Origin of the sequence: Ruminococcus turbiniformis (assembly GCF_020687545.1) — a bacterium.
Classification (GTDB): Bacteria; Bacillota; Clostridia; order Lachnospirales; family Lachnospiraceae; genus Mediterraneibacter; species Mediterraneibacter turbiniformis.
This window is the reverse complement of the sequence record NZ_JAJEQX010000004.1, coordinates 33,938-51,717: the sequence shown is the minus strand read 5'-3', so window position 1 is coordinate 51,717 and position 17,780 is coordinate 33,938. Positions and strand designations below refer to the sequence as shown.

Genomic DNA, 17,780 nt, shown 5'->3' with positions numbered 1-17,780 from the left:
CAGCGTGAGGTGTGATATGGACTGCTTTTACATCATAACAAACAAACTGAAAGACAAAGACTACGCCATCACAAACGAAATCCGCAGGTATATCGAGGAACACGGGAAAAAGTGCTGTGTCTCAGAGAAGGACGGGGAAGGACATATCATTCCGGGCACGGTTCCGGATGACGCCCAGTGCGGGCTTGTCCTCGGCGGAGACGGAACCCTGATCCGGGCAGTGCGGGATCTGGGAGCCCGGACGCTGCCGCTCCTTGGGATAAATCTTGGGACACTCGGCTACCTGGCTGATGTGGAGCTGAAAGATTATAAAGACGCACTGGACCGTCTCTTTGAGGGGATGCCCGATATTGAGGAGAGGATGATGCTCGAAGGAGTCTTCCGGAATACGAGGAAAGACCTCGCCATGAACGATATCGTTCTGGCCAGAGAGGGAAAGGTGCGTATCGTAAGTTTTAATATCTATGTAAACGGTACGCTCCTGAATACGTATCACGCGGACGGTGTGATCCTTTCGACGCCTACGGGCAGCACGGGATATAATCTCTCGGCAGGAGGTCCGATTATCGAGCCCACAGCGGAGATGATCGTGATTACGCCGATCTGTTCCCATGCGCTGAATACGAGCAGTGTCGTGCTCTCCGCGGACGATGTGATCGAGGTGGAGATCTGCGAGGGAAGGTACGGACGTCAGGAACAGGTTTCCCTCTGTTTTGACGGGGCGGAGCAGACAACTCTTGTGACCGGAGAGCGGGTCTGTATCCGGAGGGCAGAACAGAGCGCAAGGCTGATCAAGCTGAGCAGGGAAAGTTTTATGAAGACAATGCGCAGGAAGATGAAAGGAAATTGAGAATGAAAGTCAGCCGACACGCAAAAATTATTGAACTTGTCAGTCAGTATGACATTGAAACTCAGGAGGAACTGGCGGAATATCTCAACCGTGCAGGGTTCAAGGTGACACAGGCTACCGTGTCAAGAGATATCCGGGATTTGAAGCTTACGAAAGTGTCCGTAAGCGGAGGCAGGCAGAAGTATGTCGTTCACCGGCATGAAGAGCCGGAGATGAACGAAAAATACATCCGCGTGCTGCGGGACGGTTTTGTCTCTATGGACATGGCACAGAATATTCTTGTGATCAAGACTGTATCCGGAATGGCTATGGCGGTAGCGGCCGCGGTGGACGCCATGAAATGGAACGAAGTCGTCGGGTGCATTGCAGGGGATGACACGATTATGTGTGCCATCCGGACGGTAAAGGACACGGAAGCCGTGATGGAGAAAATCCGCCGGATTGTTTCAAAAGGGGTACAGGTGTAAAAATGCTTCAGAATCTTCATGTAAAAAACCTCGCTCTTATCGACGAGACAGAGGTGGACTTCGGCCCGGGACTCAATATACTTACCGGGGAAACCGGAGCGGGAAAATCAATACTTTTAGGCTCTGTGGCTCTTGCCCTCGGCGGGAAATACAGCGCGGATATGTTAAGAGACAGAACGGTAAGCGGCCTTGTGGAGCTTACCTTTTCCATTGATGACGAAAAGACACAAAGGAGGCTTTCTGAGCTGGATCTTTTCCCCGAGGAGGGAACGGTTACTCTGAGCAGAAGACTGATGGACGGCAGAAGTGTGAGCCGGATCAACGGGGAGACTGTGAACATGTCTCTTCTGAAGGAGGCTGCCGGCCTTTTAATCGACATCCACGGGCAGCACGACAGCCAGACGCTTTTAAGCCGGAAGAACCATCTGACGCTGCTTGACCTTTACGCGAGGGAGGAGATCTCTCCTGTCAGGGCGAAGATGGCGGATGCATTCCGCGTGTACCAGGAGATCTGCCGCAGGGAGTCTGAGGCGTCGCTTGATGAGGAGGGCCGCAGAAGAGAGCTTTCCCTGGCAGAGTTTGAACTGCAGGAGATTGAGGAGGCGCGGATTGTCTGCGGGGAAGATGAGGAGCTGGAAGAGCTCTATCGGAAGATGACCCAGAGCCGGAAGATTAAAGAGGCAGTGGGGGAGACGTACCGCTATACCTGCGAGGATACGTCCGGGAATGCAAGTGACTGCTTAAGCCGTGCAATCCGGGCTTTCCAGGAAGTGTCAGAGTTTGATGAAACCGCATCCGGTCTTTACAGCCAGCTTCTGGACGCGGACAGCCTGTTAAACGATTTTAACAGAGAGCTGTCGGAATATGCGAAAGAGTTTGACTTTTCCGAGGAAGACTTCCGGGAGACGGAAGAGCGGCTCAACCTGCTGAATCATCTCAAGGCAAAATATGGAAAAACGCTCAGTGATATCCTTGCATATGCAGATGAAAAAAGGAAGAGAATAGAAGAGCTGAATGATTACGATGCGTTTATGAGAGACCTTGCCGAAAAAAAGGAAAAAGCGCTTTCCGAAGTCTCAGCAGTCTCTGAAACGCTTCACAATATCAGGACAAAAAGCGCGGATGCGTTCGCAGAAGAGATCAGAAAGCAGATGGCAGAGCTTAACTTTCTTGACAACAGACTGGAAATGAGAATGACAGATTCGGGACATTACAGCGCCAACGGGCGGGATGAGGCGGAGTTTTATCTCGCTGTGAATCCGGGAGAACCGTTAAAGTCTCTGGGAAATATTGCCTCGGGCGGTGAGCTTTCCCGTATCATGCTGGCGATCAAGACGGTGCTCGCGGATGAGGAAGATACGCCGACGCTGATCTTTGACGAGATCGACGCCGGGATTTCCGGAATTACCGCGGACAGAGTGGCCCGGAAACTGCGGCTGATCGGAAAGAGCCGCCAGGTGATCTGCATCACCCACCTTCCGCAGATTGCGGCTGCGGCGGACGAACATTTTCTCATACATAAAGAGGCGGAGAACGATTCTGTCACGACTCAGATTGAGCTCCTTGACGAGGAAGCGTCTGTGAAAGAACTCTCCAGGATTCTCGGCGGCTCAAAAGTGACAGAGCATATCACGGAGAGCGCCAGAGAGATGAAACAATTGGCAAAGAGTGAAAGATAATGCCGAAGTGAAAGATAATACCAGAGTGAAATAATGAAAACCCACACATACTAGAAACGGCTGCGGCGCAGCGTGGAAAGGATGTGTGAGCATGGCAGAAAGACGGAAACAGAAAGCCGGACGTTTTTTCCTGTGTGCGGTTCTCATTTTTGCGGTGTCGGTCTGCATTCAGGAAAAACTTTCCCCGGCGGAGCGCATTTCCTCCGGTCAGGCGGAGGCCAGCACTTCGGTTCTGGAAAACGATACAGTCCTCTTAGGCGGCATGCCAGTGGGAATCTATATGGAGACGGACGGCGTGATGGTGCTGAGTACGGAGGAGATTACCGGGATCGACGGCACGGATTATGAGCCTGCCGCCGATCTTGTGCAGTCAGGCGATTATATTACGGCCGTCAACGATACAGAGATATCCGGCAAGGCGGACCTTCTGGACGCGGTGAGTCATCTGGACGGAGACAGCGTGACTCTCACGGTGAAAAGAGACGGTGAGACGATGGATATCCGTATTGCCCCTGTTGAGTACGAACCGGACGAGTACCGGCTTGGCATATGGGTGCGCGACAACGTGCAGGGACTCGGTACAATCACCTTCCTCACGGAGCAGAGCCGGTTCGGGGCGCTCGGACACGGAATCCATGATACGGACACAAATGTGCTGATGTCCATCGACAGCGGAACCGTGTACCGAACAAGCATCCAGGATATCCGGAAAGGGGTGAGCGGATCTCCGGGAAGCATGGAAGGGATTATCGTGTACAACGATTACAATGTACTCGGTACGATCGATAAGAACACAGAGGCGGGAATCTACGGGACCATCGACCGGATCGACGAACTTTTTGACGAACAGATTCCGATCGAGACTGCCGCAAAGGAGGAGATTGTCACCGGTGACGCCGTGATCCGCTGTTTTATCGACAATGAGATAAAAGAGTACAAAATTCAGGTGACAGATATTGACATGTCGGATACAGAGATCAACAAAGGTCTTGTGATTCAGGTGACAGATCCCGAACTTCTTGAAAAGACGGGCGGGATTATCCAGGGGATGAGCGGCAGCCCCATCATCCAGAACGGGAAACTGATCGGAGCGGTCACACATGTGTTCGTTCAGGATTCGACAAAAGGGTATGGGATATTTGTTGAAAATATGTTAAAACAGGTCGAAAATTCTGAAGAGTCGAAATGAATGTCGAATTAGAGCTACAAAATCTCCTTGATTCTGCATATTGGCGCAGATATAATTAGCGAGTGTGGTGTTTTAAGGAATACTCTCAAATCTAAAGGAGAGCAGAGAATGGAGCATTTGAGTGTGGCCATCGCCGATGATAATCAGAAAATTCTCGACATACTTGGTGATATCATCAGCACGGATAAAGAGCTGGATTTAGTCGGAAAGGCTAAAAATGGCGAGGAGATGTGTCAGATCATCAAAGACAGACAGCCGGATGTTGTTCTTCTCGATCTGATCATGCCGAAAATGGACGGACTCACTGTGATGGAGCAGGTGAATCAGGAGCATTTTGTCAACAAACGTCCATATTTTATTGTGATCACAGCGGTTGGCCAGGAAAGAATCACGGAAGATGCCTTTAATAAAGGGGCAAATTACTATGTGTTAAAACCGTTCAACAACAGTATGCTGCTGGACCGGATAAAATCCGTAAGAAAGATGTCAAAAAATTCAGATAAAAAGAGCGACGAAATACAGAATGATTATTCCGCAAAAGGAGAAAGCCTTGAAAACCGTGTAACCAATATGCTGCACGAGATCGGCATTCCCGCCCACATCAAAGGATACCATTACCTGAGGGACGCAATTATCATGGCGGTCAACGATATGGATGTGTTAAACGCCATCACAAAGATTCTCTATCCAACCGTGGCGAAGAAATACCAGACCACCTCAAGCCGTGTGGAGAGGGCGATACGGCATGCAATCGAGGTGGCCTGGAGCCGCGGCAAGCTGGATACGCTGGATGAACTGTTCGGGTATACGGTGAGCACAGGCAAGGGGAAGCCGACCAACTCGGAGTTCATCGCACTGATCGCGGATACGATACAGCTTGAATACAGGCACAGAAACTGACCGCAGAGAAACTGAACCGATAAAATCCTTTGCATAATCTGCCGAATGGAGTATAATAACAGATAGTAATATGCCTTGCGGCGATTAATGCAGAAAATGGAGGATCATTTTATGAAGAACATTTTGTTTGCAGCGTCAGAGTGTGTACCTTTCATCAAGACCGGGGGGCTTGCAGATGTTGTAGGTTCACTTCCAAAGGATTTTGACCGGGAAAAGTATGATGTCAGAGTTGTCATCCCAAATTACACATGTATGAAGCAGGAGTGGAAAGAAAAACTGGAGTATGTCACACATTTCTACATGGATATCGCGGGACAGAACCAGTACGTCGGCGTGCTGAAGACCGTTCTGAATGACATTACATTTTATTTTATAGACAACGAGCATTATTTCAGCGGTTTTGCTCCGTATGACGGGGACCCGAAGTGGGAAATCGAGAAATTCGCATTCTTCTCCAAGGCGGTTTTAAGCATCCTGCCTGTGATCGGGTTCAGACCTGACCTCATCCACTGCCATGACTGGCAGACCGGACTGATTCCCGTCTATCTTGACAACTTCAGATATCTCGGGGAATATTACCGGGGAATCAAGACAGTCATGACTATACATAATCTGAAATTCCAGGGCGTGTGGGACACAAAGACCGTCCGCGGCATTACAGGTCTTCCGGAGTACTATTTCGTTCCGGACAAGATGGAGGCATACAAAGACGCAAACCTCTTAAAAGGCGGTATCGTTTATGCCGACAAGGTGACAACGGTCAGCGGCAGCTATGCGGAAGAGATCAAGACACCGTTCTACGGAGAGGGGCTGGACGGACTGATGTCCGCAAGATCCGGCGACCTGTGCGGAATCGTGAACGGACTGGACTATACGGACTGGAATCCGGAGACAGACTACCGGATTGCAAAGCAGTTCAATATCGGTAATTTCCGGAAGAACAAGCCGGCCAACAAGACTTCGCTTCAGGAAGAACTCGGGCTGGAATGTGACCCGAAGGTTATGATGATCGGCATGGTATCCCGTCTTACAGACCAGAAGGGATTCGACCTTGTGGACTATGTGATGGATGAGCTCTGTCAGGATGCGGTTCAGATCGTTGTGCTTGGAACAGGGGATGTGAAATACGAGAACATGTTCCGCCATTTTGCATGGAAATATTCTGGAAAAGTATCGGCGAATATTTATTACTCTGACGATCTGTCCCACAGAATCTACGCTTCCTGCGATGCGTTCCTGATGCCGTCGCTGTTCGAGCCGTGCGGTTTAAGCCAGCTGATGAGCCTCAGATACGGAACGATTCCGATCGTGCGCGAGACAGGCGGTCTCAAAGACACGGTTGAGGCTTACAATGAGTATGAGAAGACAGGAACGGGATTCAGTTTCTGCAACTACAATGCACACGAGATGCTCAGTACGATCCGCTATGCGGAGCGCATTTACTATGACAGAAAGAGAGACTGGAACAAGATCGTGGAGCGCGCGATGAGCCAGGACTTCTCCTGGAAGAATTCCGCGAGACAGTATGAGGATCTCTACAGAAGCCTGATCGGCGAGTAGGCGGGAAAGAGAAGAAATTAAGTAAGGAATTAAGAAAGACATTTATGGAAAGACGGGTACGGGAAGCCGTCCGTTATCTTGGATACAGGGGAAATACGGCAGATGACAGGACGCTGCAGATGATTGAGGATGCTTTTGATGCGCTTCAGTCAGCGGCAGGGCCGAAAGCCATCTGCCGCATTTTTGATATGGAACAGAAGCAGGACGGCACGGTGATTATCGGAAATATGAACATCAAAAGCGAAAGCCTCGGGAGAAACCTGAAAGGCTGCAGTAAAGTGGTACTCTTCGGCGCCACACTCGGGGCCGGGGTGGACAGGCTCATCGCAAGGACGTCCGTTACAGATATGGCGCAGGCCGTGGTCCTTCAGGCGTGCGCCGCTGCCATGCTTGAGGAGTTCTGCGATGAAAAGCAGGAGGAGATCGGCAGGGATATTGAGCGCGAGGGCCTCTGGCTTAGGCCCAGATTCAGTCCCGGGTACGGAGACTTTGACATCCGTTTTCAGGAGCCGCTGATGCGGATGCTGGACTGCGCGAAGACGATTGGCCTGACGATGACGGAAAACTATATGATGACGCCGACAAAATCCGTCACTGCCGTGATCGGAGCAAGCCCCGTGAAAGAGCGGTGTCCCGTGCAGGGGTGCGAAGTATGTGAAAAGAGGGACTGTGAGTACCGGCGGTGATGGGGTGCCGAAAAGATGAGGCATGATGCGGACGCCGGTGCTGAAAAGATGAGGCGCGCTGTGGACTCCGGGTACTGAGAACGCGAAACGGACAGACGAAAGAGAACTTGGGAAAGGAACTTATCTATGATCAGAGATCGACTTGGAAAAGAACTGCTGTATTTTGACGGGGGAATGGGAACCCTTCTCCAGGAGAGGGGACTTGCCCCCGGGGAACTTCCGGAGACGTGGAATATCCGGCATCCGGACGTGGTCACGGAAATACACCGAAAATATATTGAGGCGGGCAGCGACATTGTCCTGACGAATACGTTCGGTGCCAATGCGCTGAAGTTTCACGACGATGAATGCTCCCTTGAAGAGATTGTATCGTCCGCCGTCGGGCATGTGAAGAGGGCGGCCGAAGAAGCGGCGGGCGGCAGAGAAGTGTATACTGCGCTCGATATCGGACCGACGGGAAAGCTGTTAAAGCCCATGGGTGATCTGGCGTTTGAGACTGCATATAACGCATTTAAGGAAGTCATGGTTCTGGGAGAACGCGCCGGGGCGGATCTGATTCATATCGAGACGATGAGCGACACGTATGAACTGAAAGCGGCAGTTCTGGCTGCGAAGGAGAACACTTCCCTTCCCGTGTTCGCTACAGCGATTTTTGACGAGAGAGGAAAGCTTCTGACCGGGGCGGATGTGCCCGCTGTCATAGCGCTTTTGGAAGGTCTTAAGGTGGATGCACTTGGAATCAACTGCGGGATGGGACCGGAGCAGATGCTGCCTGTTCTTAAACAGTATCTGAAATACTCCTCCCTGCCCGTCATCGTAAAGCCCAACGCCGGACTTCCGAAGCAGCGGGACGGACAGACGTATTATGATGTTTCCCCGGAAGAATTTGCGCAGTGCATGAAGGAGATTGCCGGGATGGGCGCCTGCCTGATCGGAGGGTGCTGCGGCACAACGCCGGATCATATCCGCGCCATGACGGAACTCACCCGGGGAATGGAGGCAAAGATTCCGGAGGAGAAGTCATACACGGTCGTGTCCTCCTATGGACAGAGTGTCTTTTTAGGGGAAGGATCGAAGATCATCGGCGAGCGCATCAACCCCACAGGAAAGAAGCGGTTCAAACAGGCGCTCAAAGAACACGACCTTGACTATATTCTCCGGGAGGGAATCACCCAGCAGGATAACGGAGCGCACATTCTGGATGTCAATGTAGGGCTCCCGGATATCGATGAGACGGCCATGATGCGGGAGACTGTGGAGGCGCTTCAGAGCGTGGTGAACCTGCCTCTTCAGATCGATACGGTAGACGCGGAGGCGATGGAGGCGGCGCTTCGCATCTACAACGGAAAAGCCATGGTAAACTCGGTAAGCGGAAAACAGGAGTCCATGGACACGGTGTTCCCTCTGATTCGGAAGTACGGCGGAGTTGTCATCGGGCTTACGCTGGATGAGAGCGGTATTCCGTCGGACGCGGAAGGCCGGGTGCGGATCGCCCGCAGGATCATAGACGAGGCGGCAAAATACGGGATCGCGAAGAAAGATATCGTCATAGACGCTCTGGCGATGACGATCAGTTCGGAACCCGAAGGGGCAAAGGTGACGCTGGAGACACTGAGACGCCTCAGAGATGAGCTGGGAGTCCACACAGTGCTCGGAGTGTCGAATATCTCGTTCGGACTTCCGGCGCGTCCGGTTGTGAACGCGGCTTTCTACACGATGGCAATGATGAACGGCTTAAGCGCCGGCATTATCAATCCGTCTTCCGAAGATATGATGCGGGCGTGGTACGCCTTCCACGCGCTTATGAACCTGGACCCGAACTGCGGCAGGTATATCGGAAGATTTTCGGCTGCTTCGGATCAGGCAGGCGGCGCGGGGAGCATATCTGCATCCCGGAACCGGACAGGCTCCACCCTTACGCTCAAAGAGGCCATAGAGAAAGGGCTGAAAGAAGATGCATCGTCCATCACCGCGGCGCTTGTGACAGAGAAAGATCCGCTGGATATCATCTCTTCGGAGCTGATCCCGGCGCTCAATGAGGTGGGCGACGGTTTTGAGAAGGGAACAGTATTTCTTCCACAGCTTCTCATGAGCGCGGAGGCGGCAAAGAGCGCTTTCGCCGTGCTGAAGGAGCGGATGGACAGAAGCGGGGAAGTCAGCGAGAAGAAGGGAACCATCGTGCTTGCCACGGTAAAGGGCGACATTCACGACATCGGAAAAAATATTGTCAAGGTCCTTCTGGAGAACTACAGCTTCGACGTGATTGATCTCGGAAAGGATGTTCCTCCGGAAAAGATCGCTGACACAGTAGCCGAAAAGGGAATCCGCCTCGTGGGACTGAGCGCGCTCATGACGACAACGGTTGTCAGCATGGAGGAGACGATAAAGCTCTTAAGGAAAACGGCGCCGGACTGCCGCGTGATGGTCGGAGGGGCTGTCCTGAACCAGGAGTACGCGGATATGATCGGAGCCGACTTCTACGGGAAGGACGCCATGCAGTCGGTCCGCTACGCACAGAAGCTTTTCGGCGAAGGCAAATAATGTGCATATTTCCGGTTTTGTATGGTAAAGAATACAAAGGATTGTTAAATGAATCACTATGTTTTTTGTACGGCACATGTTATATTAAGGGTATGAAAAAACACTGTTTTGGAGGAGAGAGTTTTGAGGTACGCAGACGCAAATGTAATTAAGATCAAACATGCTGTTTTGGAAGAAGTGGCGCGCCTTGCCTTTGACGGCGAGCTCGAGGTGCGCAAAGACGAGATCCCGATGAAGCTGATTCCCGGGCCGACAGCGCAGTTCCGCTGCTGTATTTACAAGGAGAGGGAAATCATCCGGCAGAGAGTCCGCCTGGCAGAGGGAAAGGCTCCCGGGCTTAAGGACGACGGAAATGTGATTCAGGTAATCAGTTCCGCGTGTGAGGACTGTCCGATCTCCAGCTACACGGTGACTGAAAACTGTCAGAACTGTATCGGAAAGGCGTGCATCAACGCCTGTAAGTTCGGGGCGATCGAGCCGGGGCGTCACCGCACCCACATCGATGCGTCCAAGTGTAAAGAATGCGGAAAATGCGCGGAGGCCTGTCCGTACAACGCCATCGCGCATCTGAAGAGACCGTGCAAGTTCAGCTGCCCGGTTGACGCAATCTCCTATGACGAGTACGGTATTTCCGTAATCGACGAAGAAAAGTGCATCCGCTGCGGAAAGTGCATCCACAGCTGTCCGTTCGGGGCAATCGGCTCAAAGACATGGATCGTTGACGTGATCAGGGCAATCAAGTCGGGTAAACATGTCTACGCCATGCTTGCTCCGGCGACGGAAGGGCAGTTCGGTGAGGAGATCACCATGGCGAGCTGGAAGAAGGCAATGATCGAAATCGGATTTACCGATTTCGTGGAAGTAGGACTTGGCGGAGATCTGACGGCGAAAAGCGAGGCGGAAGAGTGGCGCGAGGCATACGCGGAAGGAAAGAAGAAAGTGACTTCCTGCTGTCCGGGATTCGTAAATATGGTGCGCAAGCATTATCCGGAGCTTTCCGATGCAGTTTCAACAACGGTGTCTCCGATGTGCGCTGTCTCGAGAATGATCAAGGCGAAAGACCCGGACGCAGTGACCGTATTTATCGGGCCGTGCCTGGCGAAGAAATCAGAGGTCGTTGACCAGCAGATCGAGGGCAATGCGGATTACGTGCTCACGTACAGTGAGATCCGCGCTATGATGCGTGCGAAAGATGTGCAGCTCGAACCTGCGGAAAATACATACCAGGAGGCATCCGTTTTCGGAAAGAGATTCGGCAATTCCGGCGGAGTGACGGCGGCAGTGCTTGAGAGCCTGAAGGAGTCCGGAAACGACATCGACATCAAGGTATGCAAAGCGAACGGAGCGGCAGAGTGCAAGAAGGCGCTTCTTCTGTTGAAAGTAGGACGTCTTCCGGAAGACTTTATCGAGGGTATGGCGTGCGACGGAGGATGTGTCGGCGGACCTAGCTCCTTCAAAGATCAGATGCTTGCTAAGAAATCACGGGATGCTCTGATCAAAGAGGCGGACGACCGGGGAATCTACTCCAATCTGAGTAACTACGACGAGGAGTCATTCTCCATGCACAGATAAAGAAAAAGCAAAAAACTCAGGAGGTTATCTATGGAATCTAACATGAGAGGGCTTCAGACCACCGTGCGCGCGATCCGCAGACGGGTGTTTACCGAGGTGGCGAAGCTTGGATTTAAAGCCAATGCGGAGACGCTGCTTCCGGATATGGAGGCGATCCCTTACACGATCGTCAGCGATGAGTCGCAGCGGTACCGTGAGAGCATTTACCGCGCGCGGGCAATTGTGAGCGAGCGTGTGAGACTTGCGATGGGAATGTCGTTAAGACCCGAGAACAAACCGGTTCATCTGACCGCAGGGGTGGAGGCCAGCAATATTTCCGAGAAGTATTATGAGCCCCCGCTGATGCAGGTGATCCCCTCCGCGTGTGAGAGCTGCGAGGAGAACAAATATGAAGTAAGCAATATCTGTAAGGGATGTCTGGCGCACCCCTGCCAGGAGGTCTGTCCGAGGGACGCCATCTCCATGGTGAACGGAGTGTCGGTTATCGACCAGGACAAGTGCATCAAATGCGGCCGATGCAAGTCGGTCTGTCCTTATGATGCCATCGCGAAGAAAGAGCGCCCGTGCCAGAAGGCGTGCGGTGTAAACGCGATCGTATCGGACGAGTACGGCAGAGCGTTTATTGACAATGACAAATGTGTCTCCTGCGGTATGTGTATGGTGAGCTGCCCGTTCGGCGCGATTTCGGACAAATCCCAGATATTTCAGCTGGCGAGAGCTCTTTCTGAGGGAGACAAGATCATCGCGGAGATTGCGCCCGCCTTTGTGGGCCAGTTCGGTGACAACATTACGCCGAGAAATATCAAGGCGGCTCTTAAAGAGCTTGGGTTTTCCGAGGTTTACGAGGTGGCATTGGGAGCCGACATCGGAGCGGTTGCCGAGGCACGCCATTATGTGGAGAAGGTAGTGACGGGAGAACTTCCGTTCCTTCTTACATCCTGCTGTCCGTCCTGGGCGGTGATGGCGAAGAAATTCTTCCCTGATGTGATCGATGAGATCTCACAGGAGCTGACTCCGATGGTTGCAACTGCGCGTACAATCAAGCAGGAACATCCGGACGCACGCGTTGTATTCATCGGGCCCTGCGCGTCAAAGAAGCTGGAGGCGTCCAGACGTTCGGTCAGAAGTGACGTAGACTTCGTCGTTACATTCGAGGAACTGCAGGCCATGTTCGATGCAAAGGGAATTGACCTGACCCATTACGAGGCAGAGTCCTCCTTCCATAATGCCACGGGAGCGGGAAGAGGATACGGATGCGCAGGCGGCGTGGCTTCCGCTATTGAAAAATGTATCAACGAATACTATCCGGATGTACAGGTAAATATTGAGCATGCGGAAGGACTTTCCGAGTGCCGCAAGATCCTGACACTGGCGAAAGCCGGGAAGATGAACGGATGCCTGATCGAAGGAATGGGCTGCCCGGGCGGGTGTATCGCCGGCGCAGGCACAAATATTCCGGTTGCAAAGGCAAAGAAGAGTCTGGATTCATTTGTGAAGAAGTCGAGCCGGGCAGTACCGCCGATCGAACTGGAAGAGATTGAGCTGAAATAGCATTGAAACCGTCCGCTTTACAAATATATCCTGCTGTGATATATTATAAAACAGGCTTTTTGAGCGAAAGAGGAGGATTAATACAATGCAGCCATATGGAGTTAACCAGCTGAGAAAAATGTTTCTGGAGTTCTTTGAGAGCAAGGGGCATCTTGCAATGAAGAGCTTTTCCCTGGTGCCGCACAACGATAAGAGCCTGCTGCTCATCAATTCGGGTATGGCGCCGCTGAAACCATATTTTACAGGACAGGAGATTCCCCCGAGAAGAAGGGTCACCACCTGCCAGAAATGCATCCGTACAGGAGATATTGAAAACGTCGGAAAGACCGCGCGCCACGGCACATTCTTTGAGATGCTCGGAAACTTTTCCTTCGGGGATTACTTTAAGGAAGAGGCCATCCAGTGGACATGGGAGTTTTTGACAGAAGTAGTCGGACTCGATCCGGACCGCCTGTATCCGTCAGTCTATGTGGATGACGACGAGGCGTTTGAGATCTGGAACAAAAAGATCGGAATCCCGGCAGAGCGTATCTTCAAATTCGGGAAAGAGGACAATTTCTGGGAGCATGGATCCGGTCCGTGCGGCCCCTGCTCTGAAGTGTACTACGACAGGGGAGAAAAATATGGCTGCGGCAAACCGGGATGTACAGTCGGATGCGACTGCGACCGGTATATGGAAATCTGGAACGATGTGTTCACCCAGTTTGACAACGACGGGAACGGAAATTATACAGAACTGGAACAGAAGAACATCGATACGGGTATGGGACTGGAGCGTCTCGCATCCGTTGTTCAGGACGTGGATTCCATCTTTGACGTGGACACACTCAAAGCGCTCAGAGATCACGTCTGCTCCCTCGCAGGGAAAGAATACGGAGCGGAGTATCAGAACGATGTGTCCATCCGTGTGATTACAGACCACATCCGTTCAGTGACATTTATGATCTCCGACGGAATTATGCCTTCCAATGAAGGACGCGGATATGTACTCCGCCGCCTTTTAAGAAGAGCCTGCCGTCACGGAAGACTTCTCGGTATCCATAAGGGATTCCTTCCGGAACTGGCACAGACGGTCATTGAGGGATCAAAGGACGGCTATCCGGAGCTGGAGGAGAAAAAAGAATTCATTCTTAAGGTAATTGCGAAAGAGGAAGAGCAGTTCAACAAGACGATTGATCAGGGACTTGGCATTCTCTCGGATATGATCGAAGGACTTGAAAAAGAGGGTGTTAAGACGCTGGGCGGCGAGGACGCCTTCCGCCTCTATGACACATACGGCTTTCCGCTTGATCTGACGAAGGAGATCCTGGAGGAGAAGGGCCTTGACGTGGACGAAGAGGCGTTCCAGGCGTGCATGGAAGTGCAGAGAAAGAAAGCCCGCGACGCCCGCGAGGTGACCAACTATATGGGTGCGGACGTGACCGTTTACGAGTCCATCGATCCGTCGGTTACAAGTACATTTGTCGGATATGACAGCCTGACACATGAGTCTGACGTAACGGTTCTTACGACGGAGACTGAGATTGTGGACGCGCTGTCCGAGGGAGAGAAGGGTACTATCTTTGTAAATGAGACTCCGTTCTACGCTACAAGCGGAGGCCAGGAGGCGGATACCGGATATATCCGCACAGCGGAGGGCGAGTTCCGCGTGGAGGATACCGTGAAGCTTTTAGGCGGCAAGATCGGCCACATCGGCGTTATGACAAAAGGCATGATCCGTACCGGGGAGAAGGTATCCCTTGAGGTAGACGCAAAGAAGAGAGCCCTCTCCGCAAGAAACCACAGTGCGACGCATCTTCTTCAGAAAGCGCTGCGCACGGTTCTCGGCACACATGTGGAGCAGGCCGGTTCAAGCGTCAATGAAGACCGCTTAAGATTTGACTTCACCCACTTCTCCGCAATGACGCCGGAGGAGCTTCAGAAAGTGGAGGACATCGTCAACGAGCAGATCAGAAAGGGCCTTGACGTTATCGTGAAGAACATGCCCGTCGAAGAGGCGAAAAAGACGGGAGCGCAGGCTCTGTTCGGAGAGAAATACGGCGACATCGTCCGTGTCGTAAATATGAGTGACTTCTCCATCGAGTTCTGCGGCGGTACCCATGTGAAAAATACATCTGAGATCATGGCGTTTAAGATTGTATCTGAAAGCGGTGTCGCAGCCGGCGTAAGAAGAATCGAAGCACTCACATCCGAGGGCCTTCTCCGCTACTATGCGGACATGGAGGAGAAGCTCCGCCACGCGGCGTCTCTTCTCAAGACTTCCCCGGACAGCCTGGCGGAGAGAATCAGCCATATGATGACGGAGAACAAAGCCCTTCACAGCGAAGTAGAGAGCTTAAAGAGCAAAATGGCGCAGGATGCAGCGGGTGACGTGATGGATCAGGCGAAGGAGATCGGAGGAATCCGGTTCCTGGCGGCACAGATCGAGGGCGTGGATATGAACGGCCTGAGAGATCTGGGCGATCAGATGAAAGAGAAGCTGGGTGATTCTGTCATCGTGCTTGCTTCTGCAAACGACGGCAAGGTCAACCTGATGGCAACGGCAACCGACGGAGCAGTGAAGAGCGGTGCGCACGCGGGCAATCTTGTAAAGGCCATTGCGGGTCTTGTCGGCGGTGGCGGAGGCGGACGTCCGAATATGGCTCAGGCCGGAGGAAAAAATCCGGCAGGAATTGCGGACGCGCTCCGGAAGGCTGAAGAAACGGTACAGGCCCAGATTTTGTGAGATTTTCGCCGAAAACAGTTGACGGCTGAGAAAAATATGATATAATTCTTGTTAGTGCAATAAAAATACCCGAACAGTCGTATTATGCACAATACAAGGCTGGAGGGGAGGTTAGGTGTGAGACTATGTCAAATGTAATCGTTAAAGAAAACGAGACGTTGGACAGCGCTTTACGCAGATTCAAAAGAAACTGTGCAAAGGCCGGAATTCAGCAGGAGATCCGTAAAAGGGAACACTATGAAAAGCCGAGCGTAAGACGTAAGAAAAAGTCTGAAGCTGCAAGAAAACGTAAATATAATTAATAAGTGCACTGGACAGGATGCCGGTTTCGGCATCCTGTTTTGTTGCAGTGCGCATGGCGGCGTTCTTAAGTCCGGGCTGCCCGGGACCGACGGCGGTTTTTATGAAAATCCGGCAGATGTGGACTATGTTTATGCAGATTTATGCAGCCCGCAGCGCATGTCCCCTGCAAATTCAGCGAAATAAAGTGGTAAAACTGTAAAATAATGAAATTTTTCATTGACAATAATTCACTTTCTTTATAAAATAAACGGGTAGACAAAGATGTCTGGCTTGCGGGCAGATTTATCTGCCCGCTATTTTCATTTTCAGGAGGTAATTTAAGATGTCATACGTTGATGAGGTAATTGATTTAGTCGTGAAAAAGAATCCGGCTGAGCCGGAATTTCACCAGGCTGTCAAAGAAGTTCTTGAGTCTCTCCGCGTTGTAATCGAGGCCAATGAGGAGAAGTTCCGCAAAGAAGCTCTTCTTGAAAGACTGACAGAGCCTGAGAGACAGTTCAAATTCCGTGTTCCGTGGGTAGACGACAACGGACAGGTTCATGTAAACACAGGATACCGCGTACAGTTCAACAGCGCAATCGGACCGTACAAGGGAGGACTTCGTCTTCACCCGTCTGTAAACCTGGGTATCATCAAATTCCTTGGATTTGAGCAGATTTTCAAAAACTCTCTGACAGGACTTCCGATCGGCGGCGGAAAAGGCGGTTCTGATTTTGATCCGAAGGGAAAATCTGACAGAGAAGTTATGGCGTTCTGCCAGAGCTTTATGACAGAGCTCTGCAAATACATCGGCGCTGATACAGACGTTCCGGCAGGAGATATCGGAACAGGCGCAAGAGAGATCGGATACATGTTCGGTCAGTACAAGAGAATCCGCGGACTGTACGAAGGCGTTCTTACAGGAAAGGGATTAACCTACGGCGGATCACTCGTTCGTACAGAGGCAACAGGATACGGACTTCTCTACCTGACAGAAGAGATGCTTAAGATCAACGGACAGGACATCGCCGGAAAGACAGTCGTTGTATCCGGTTCCGGAAATGTTGCTATCTACGCGACAGAGAAAGCTCAGCAGCTGGGCGCAAAGGTTGTTACAGTAAGCGACTCCAACGGATGGGTATACGATCCGGACGGAATCGATGTTGCAGCGCTCAAAGAAATTAAGGAAGTAAACCGTGCAAGACTGACAGAGTACAAGAAGTACCGTCCGAACTCCGAGTACCACGAGGGAAGAGGAGTATGGTCTGTAAAGGCTGATATCGCTCTTCCGTGCGCAACACAGAACGAGCTGCACCTTGAGGATGCAAAGGCACTTGTTGCCAACGGATGCATCGCAGTTGCAGAGGGAGCAAACATGCCGACAACAATGGAGGCAACAGAGTATCTCCAGGAGAACGGCGTTCTCTTCGCACCTGGAAAAGCCGCAAACGCAGGCGGTGTTGCGACATCCGCTCTTGAGATGTCACAGAACAGCGAGAGACTGAGCTGGACATTCGAGGAAGTTGACGAGAGACTGAAAAACATCATGGTAAACATCTGCCACAACATGGCTGATGCTGCAGAGAGATACGGATTCAAAGGCAACTATGTTGTCGGCGCGAACATCGCAGGATTCGAGAAAGTCGTAAACGCAATGGAGGCACAGGGAATCGTATAGAGCCCGGCCGGATTATGACAGTTCAGCCCGCGCTATTCGCAAAGGCGCTGAACTGTTTTATGAAAATTCCGTTAAAAGCGTTGACAGTTCCGGAGTTTTC

Annotated in this window: 13 protein-coding genes; all 13 read left to right on the top strand. The window is 51.8% G+C overall.

What is annotated here, in order from left to right; translation table 11 throughout:
- The first annotated feature begins 16 nt into the window (after positions 1-16).
- Positions 17-850: an NAD(+)/NADH kinase gene (locus LKD70_RS03280; RefSeq protein WP_227706623.1), complete on the top strand. Its 834-nt coding sequence runs from the start codon at positions 17-19 to the stop codon at positions 848-850.
- 2 nt (positions 851-852) lie between these two features.
- Positions 853-1,317, top strand: coding sequence for an arginine repressor (argR, locus tag LKD70_RS03275; RefSeq protein ID WP_227706622.1), 465 nt, complete (start codon positions 853-855; stop codon positions 1,315-1,317).
- A gap of 2 nt (positions 1,318-1,319) precedes the next feature.
- Positions 1,320-2,996, top strand: a complete 1,677-nt coding sequence (gene recN, locus LKD70_RS03270; protein ID WP_227706621.1) for a DNA repair protein RecN — start codon at positions 1,320-1,322, stop codon at positions 2,994-2,996.
- 91 nt (positions 2,997-3,087) lie between these two features.
- On the top strand, positions 3,088-4,185 hold the full coding sequence (gene spoIVB / locus LKD70_RS03265; protein ID WP_227706620.1) for a SpoIVB peptidase: 1,098 nt from the start codon (positions 3,088-3,090) through the stop codon (positions 4,183-4,185).
- A 108-nt stretch (positions 4,186-4,293) separates the two neighbouring features.
- Positions 4,294-5,085, top strand: a complete 792-nt coding sequence (gene spo0A / locus LKD70_RS03260) for a sporulation transcription factor Spo0A (protein WP_227706619.1) — start codon at positions 4,294-4,296, stop codon at positions 5,083-5,085.
- 111 nt (positions 5,086-5,196) lie between these two features.
- Positions 5,197-6,645 carry a glycogen synthase GlgA gene (glgA, locus tag LKD70_RS03255; protein WP_227706618.1) on the top strand — a complete coding sequence of 483 codons (1,449 nt, stop codon included), beginning with the start codon at positions 5,197-5,199 and terminating at the stop codon, positions 6,643-6,645.
- 44 nt (positions 6,646-6,689) lie between these two features.
- A complete protein-coding gene (locus tag LKD70_RS03250; protein WP_227706617.1) occupies positions 6,690-7,331 on the top strand; it encodes a vitamin B12 dependent-methionine synthase activation domain-containing protein in 642 nt (213 codons plus the stop codon).
- A 126-nt stretch (positions 7,332-7,457) separates the two neighbouring features.
- Entirely contained in the window at positions 7,458-9,872 is a 2,415-nt protein-coding gene (locus LKD70_RS03245) for a homocysteine S-methyltransferase family protein (protein WP_227706616.1), read from the top strand.
- Positions 9,873-9,995: 123 nt separating this feature from the next.
- The gene (locus LKD70_RS03240; protein ID WP_227706615.1) at positions 9,996-11,444 is read left to right on the top strand and encodes a 4Fe-4S dicluster domain-containing protein; all 1,449 of its coding nucleotides are present in this window, start codon (positions 9,996-9,998) and stop codon (positions 11,442-11,444) included.
- Between the two features lie 30 nt (positions 11,445-11,474).
- Complete coding sequence (locus LKD70_RS03235) at positions 11,475-12,995, top strand: 4Fe-4S dicluster domain-containing protein (RefSeq protein WP_407690891.1); 1,521 nt, start codon at positions 11,475-11,477, stop codon at positions 12,993-12,995.
- An 85-nt stretch (positions 12,996-13,080) separates the two neighbouring features.
- Positions 13,081-15,720, top strand: coding sequence for an alanine--tRNA ligase (gene alaS / locus LKD70_RS03230; RefSeq protein ID WP_227706614.1), 2,640 nt, complete (start codon positions 13,081-13,083; stop codon positions 15,718-15,720).
- Between the two features lie 125 nt (positions 15,721-15,845).
- Positions 15,846-16,022, top strand: coding sequence for a 30S ribosomal protein S21 (gene rpsU, locus LKD70_RS03225; protein ID WP_004054229.1), 177 nt, complete (start codon positions 15,846-15,848; stop codon positions 16,020-16,022).
- Positions 16,023-16,345: 323 nt separating this feature from the next.
- Positions 16,346-17,680, top strand: a complete 1,335-nt coding sequence (gene gdhA / locus LKD70_RS03220; protein ID WP_227706613.1) for an NADP-specific glutamate dehydrogenase — start codon at positions 16,346-16,348, stop codon at positions 17,678-17,680.
- The last annotated feature ends 100 nt before the right edge of the window (positions 17,681-17,780 follow it).

Bases quoted from the DNA above. Each gene is read 5' to 3' on its own strand.
- LKD70_RS03280 (WP_227706623.1), top strand. From the start codon at position 17: ATGGACTGCTTTTACATCATAACAAACAAACTGAAAGACAAAGACTAC.
- argR (WP_227706622.1), top strand. From the start codon at position 853: ATGAAAGTCAGCCGACACGCAAAAATTATTGAACTTGTCAGTCAGTAT.
- recN (WP_227706621.1), top strand. From the start codon at position 1,320: ATGCTTCAGAATCTTCATGTAAAAAACCTCGCTCTTATCGACGAGACA.
- spoIVB (WP_227706620.1), top strand. From the start codon at position 3,088: ATGGCAGAAAGACGGAAACAGAAAGCCGGACGTTTTTTCCTGTGTGCG.
- spo0A (WP_227706619.1), top strand. From the start codon at position 4,294: ATGGAGCATTTGAGTGTGGCCATCGCCGATGATAATCAGAAAATTCTC.
- glgA (WP_227706618.1), top strand. From the start codon at position 5,197: ATGAAGAACATTTTGTTTGCAGCGTCAGAGTGTGTACCTTTCATCAAG.
- LKD70_RS03250 (WP_227706617.1), top strand. From the start codon at position 6,690: ATGGAAAGACGGGTACGGGAAGCCGTCCGTTATCTTGGATACAGGGGA.
- LKD70_RS03245 (WP_227706616.1), top strand. From the start codon at position 7,458: ATGATCAGAGATCGACTTGGAAAAGAACTGCTGTATTTTGACGGGGGA.
- LKD70_RS03235 (WP_407690891.1), top strand. From the start codon at position 11,475: ATGGAATCTAACATGAGAGGGCTTCAGACCACCGTGCGCGCGATCCGC.
- alaS (WP_227706614.1), top strand. From the start codon at position 13,081: ATGCAGCCATATGGAGTTAACCAGCTGAGAAAAATGTTTCTGGAGTTC.
- rpsU (WP_004054229.1), top strand. From the start codon at position 15,846: ATGTCAAATGTAATCGTTAAAGAAAACGAGACGTTGGACAGCGCTTTA.
- gdhA (WP_227706613.1), top strand. From the start codon at position 16,346: ATGTCATACGTTGATGAGGTAATTGATTTAGTCGTGAAAAAGAATCCG.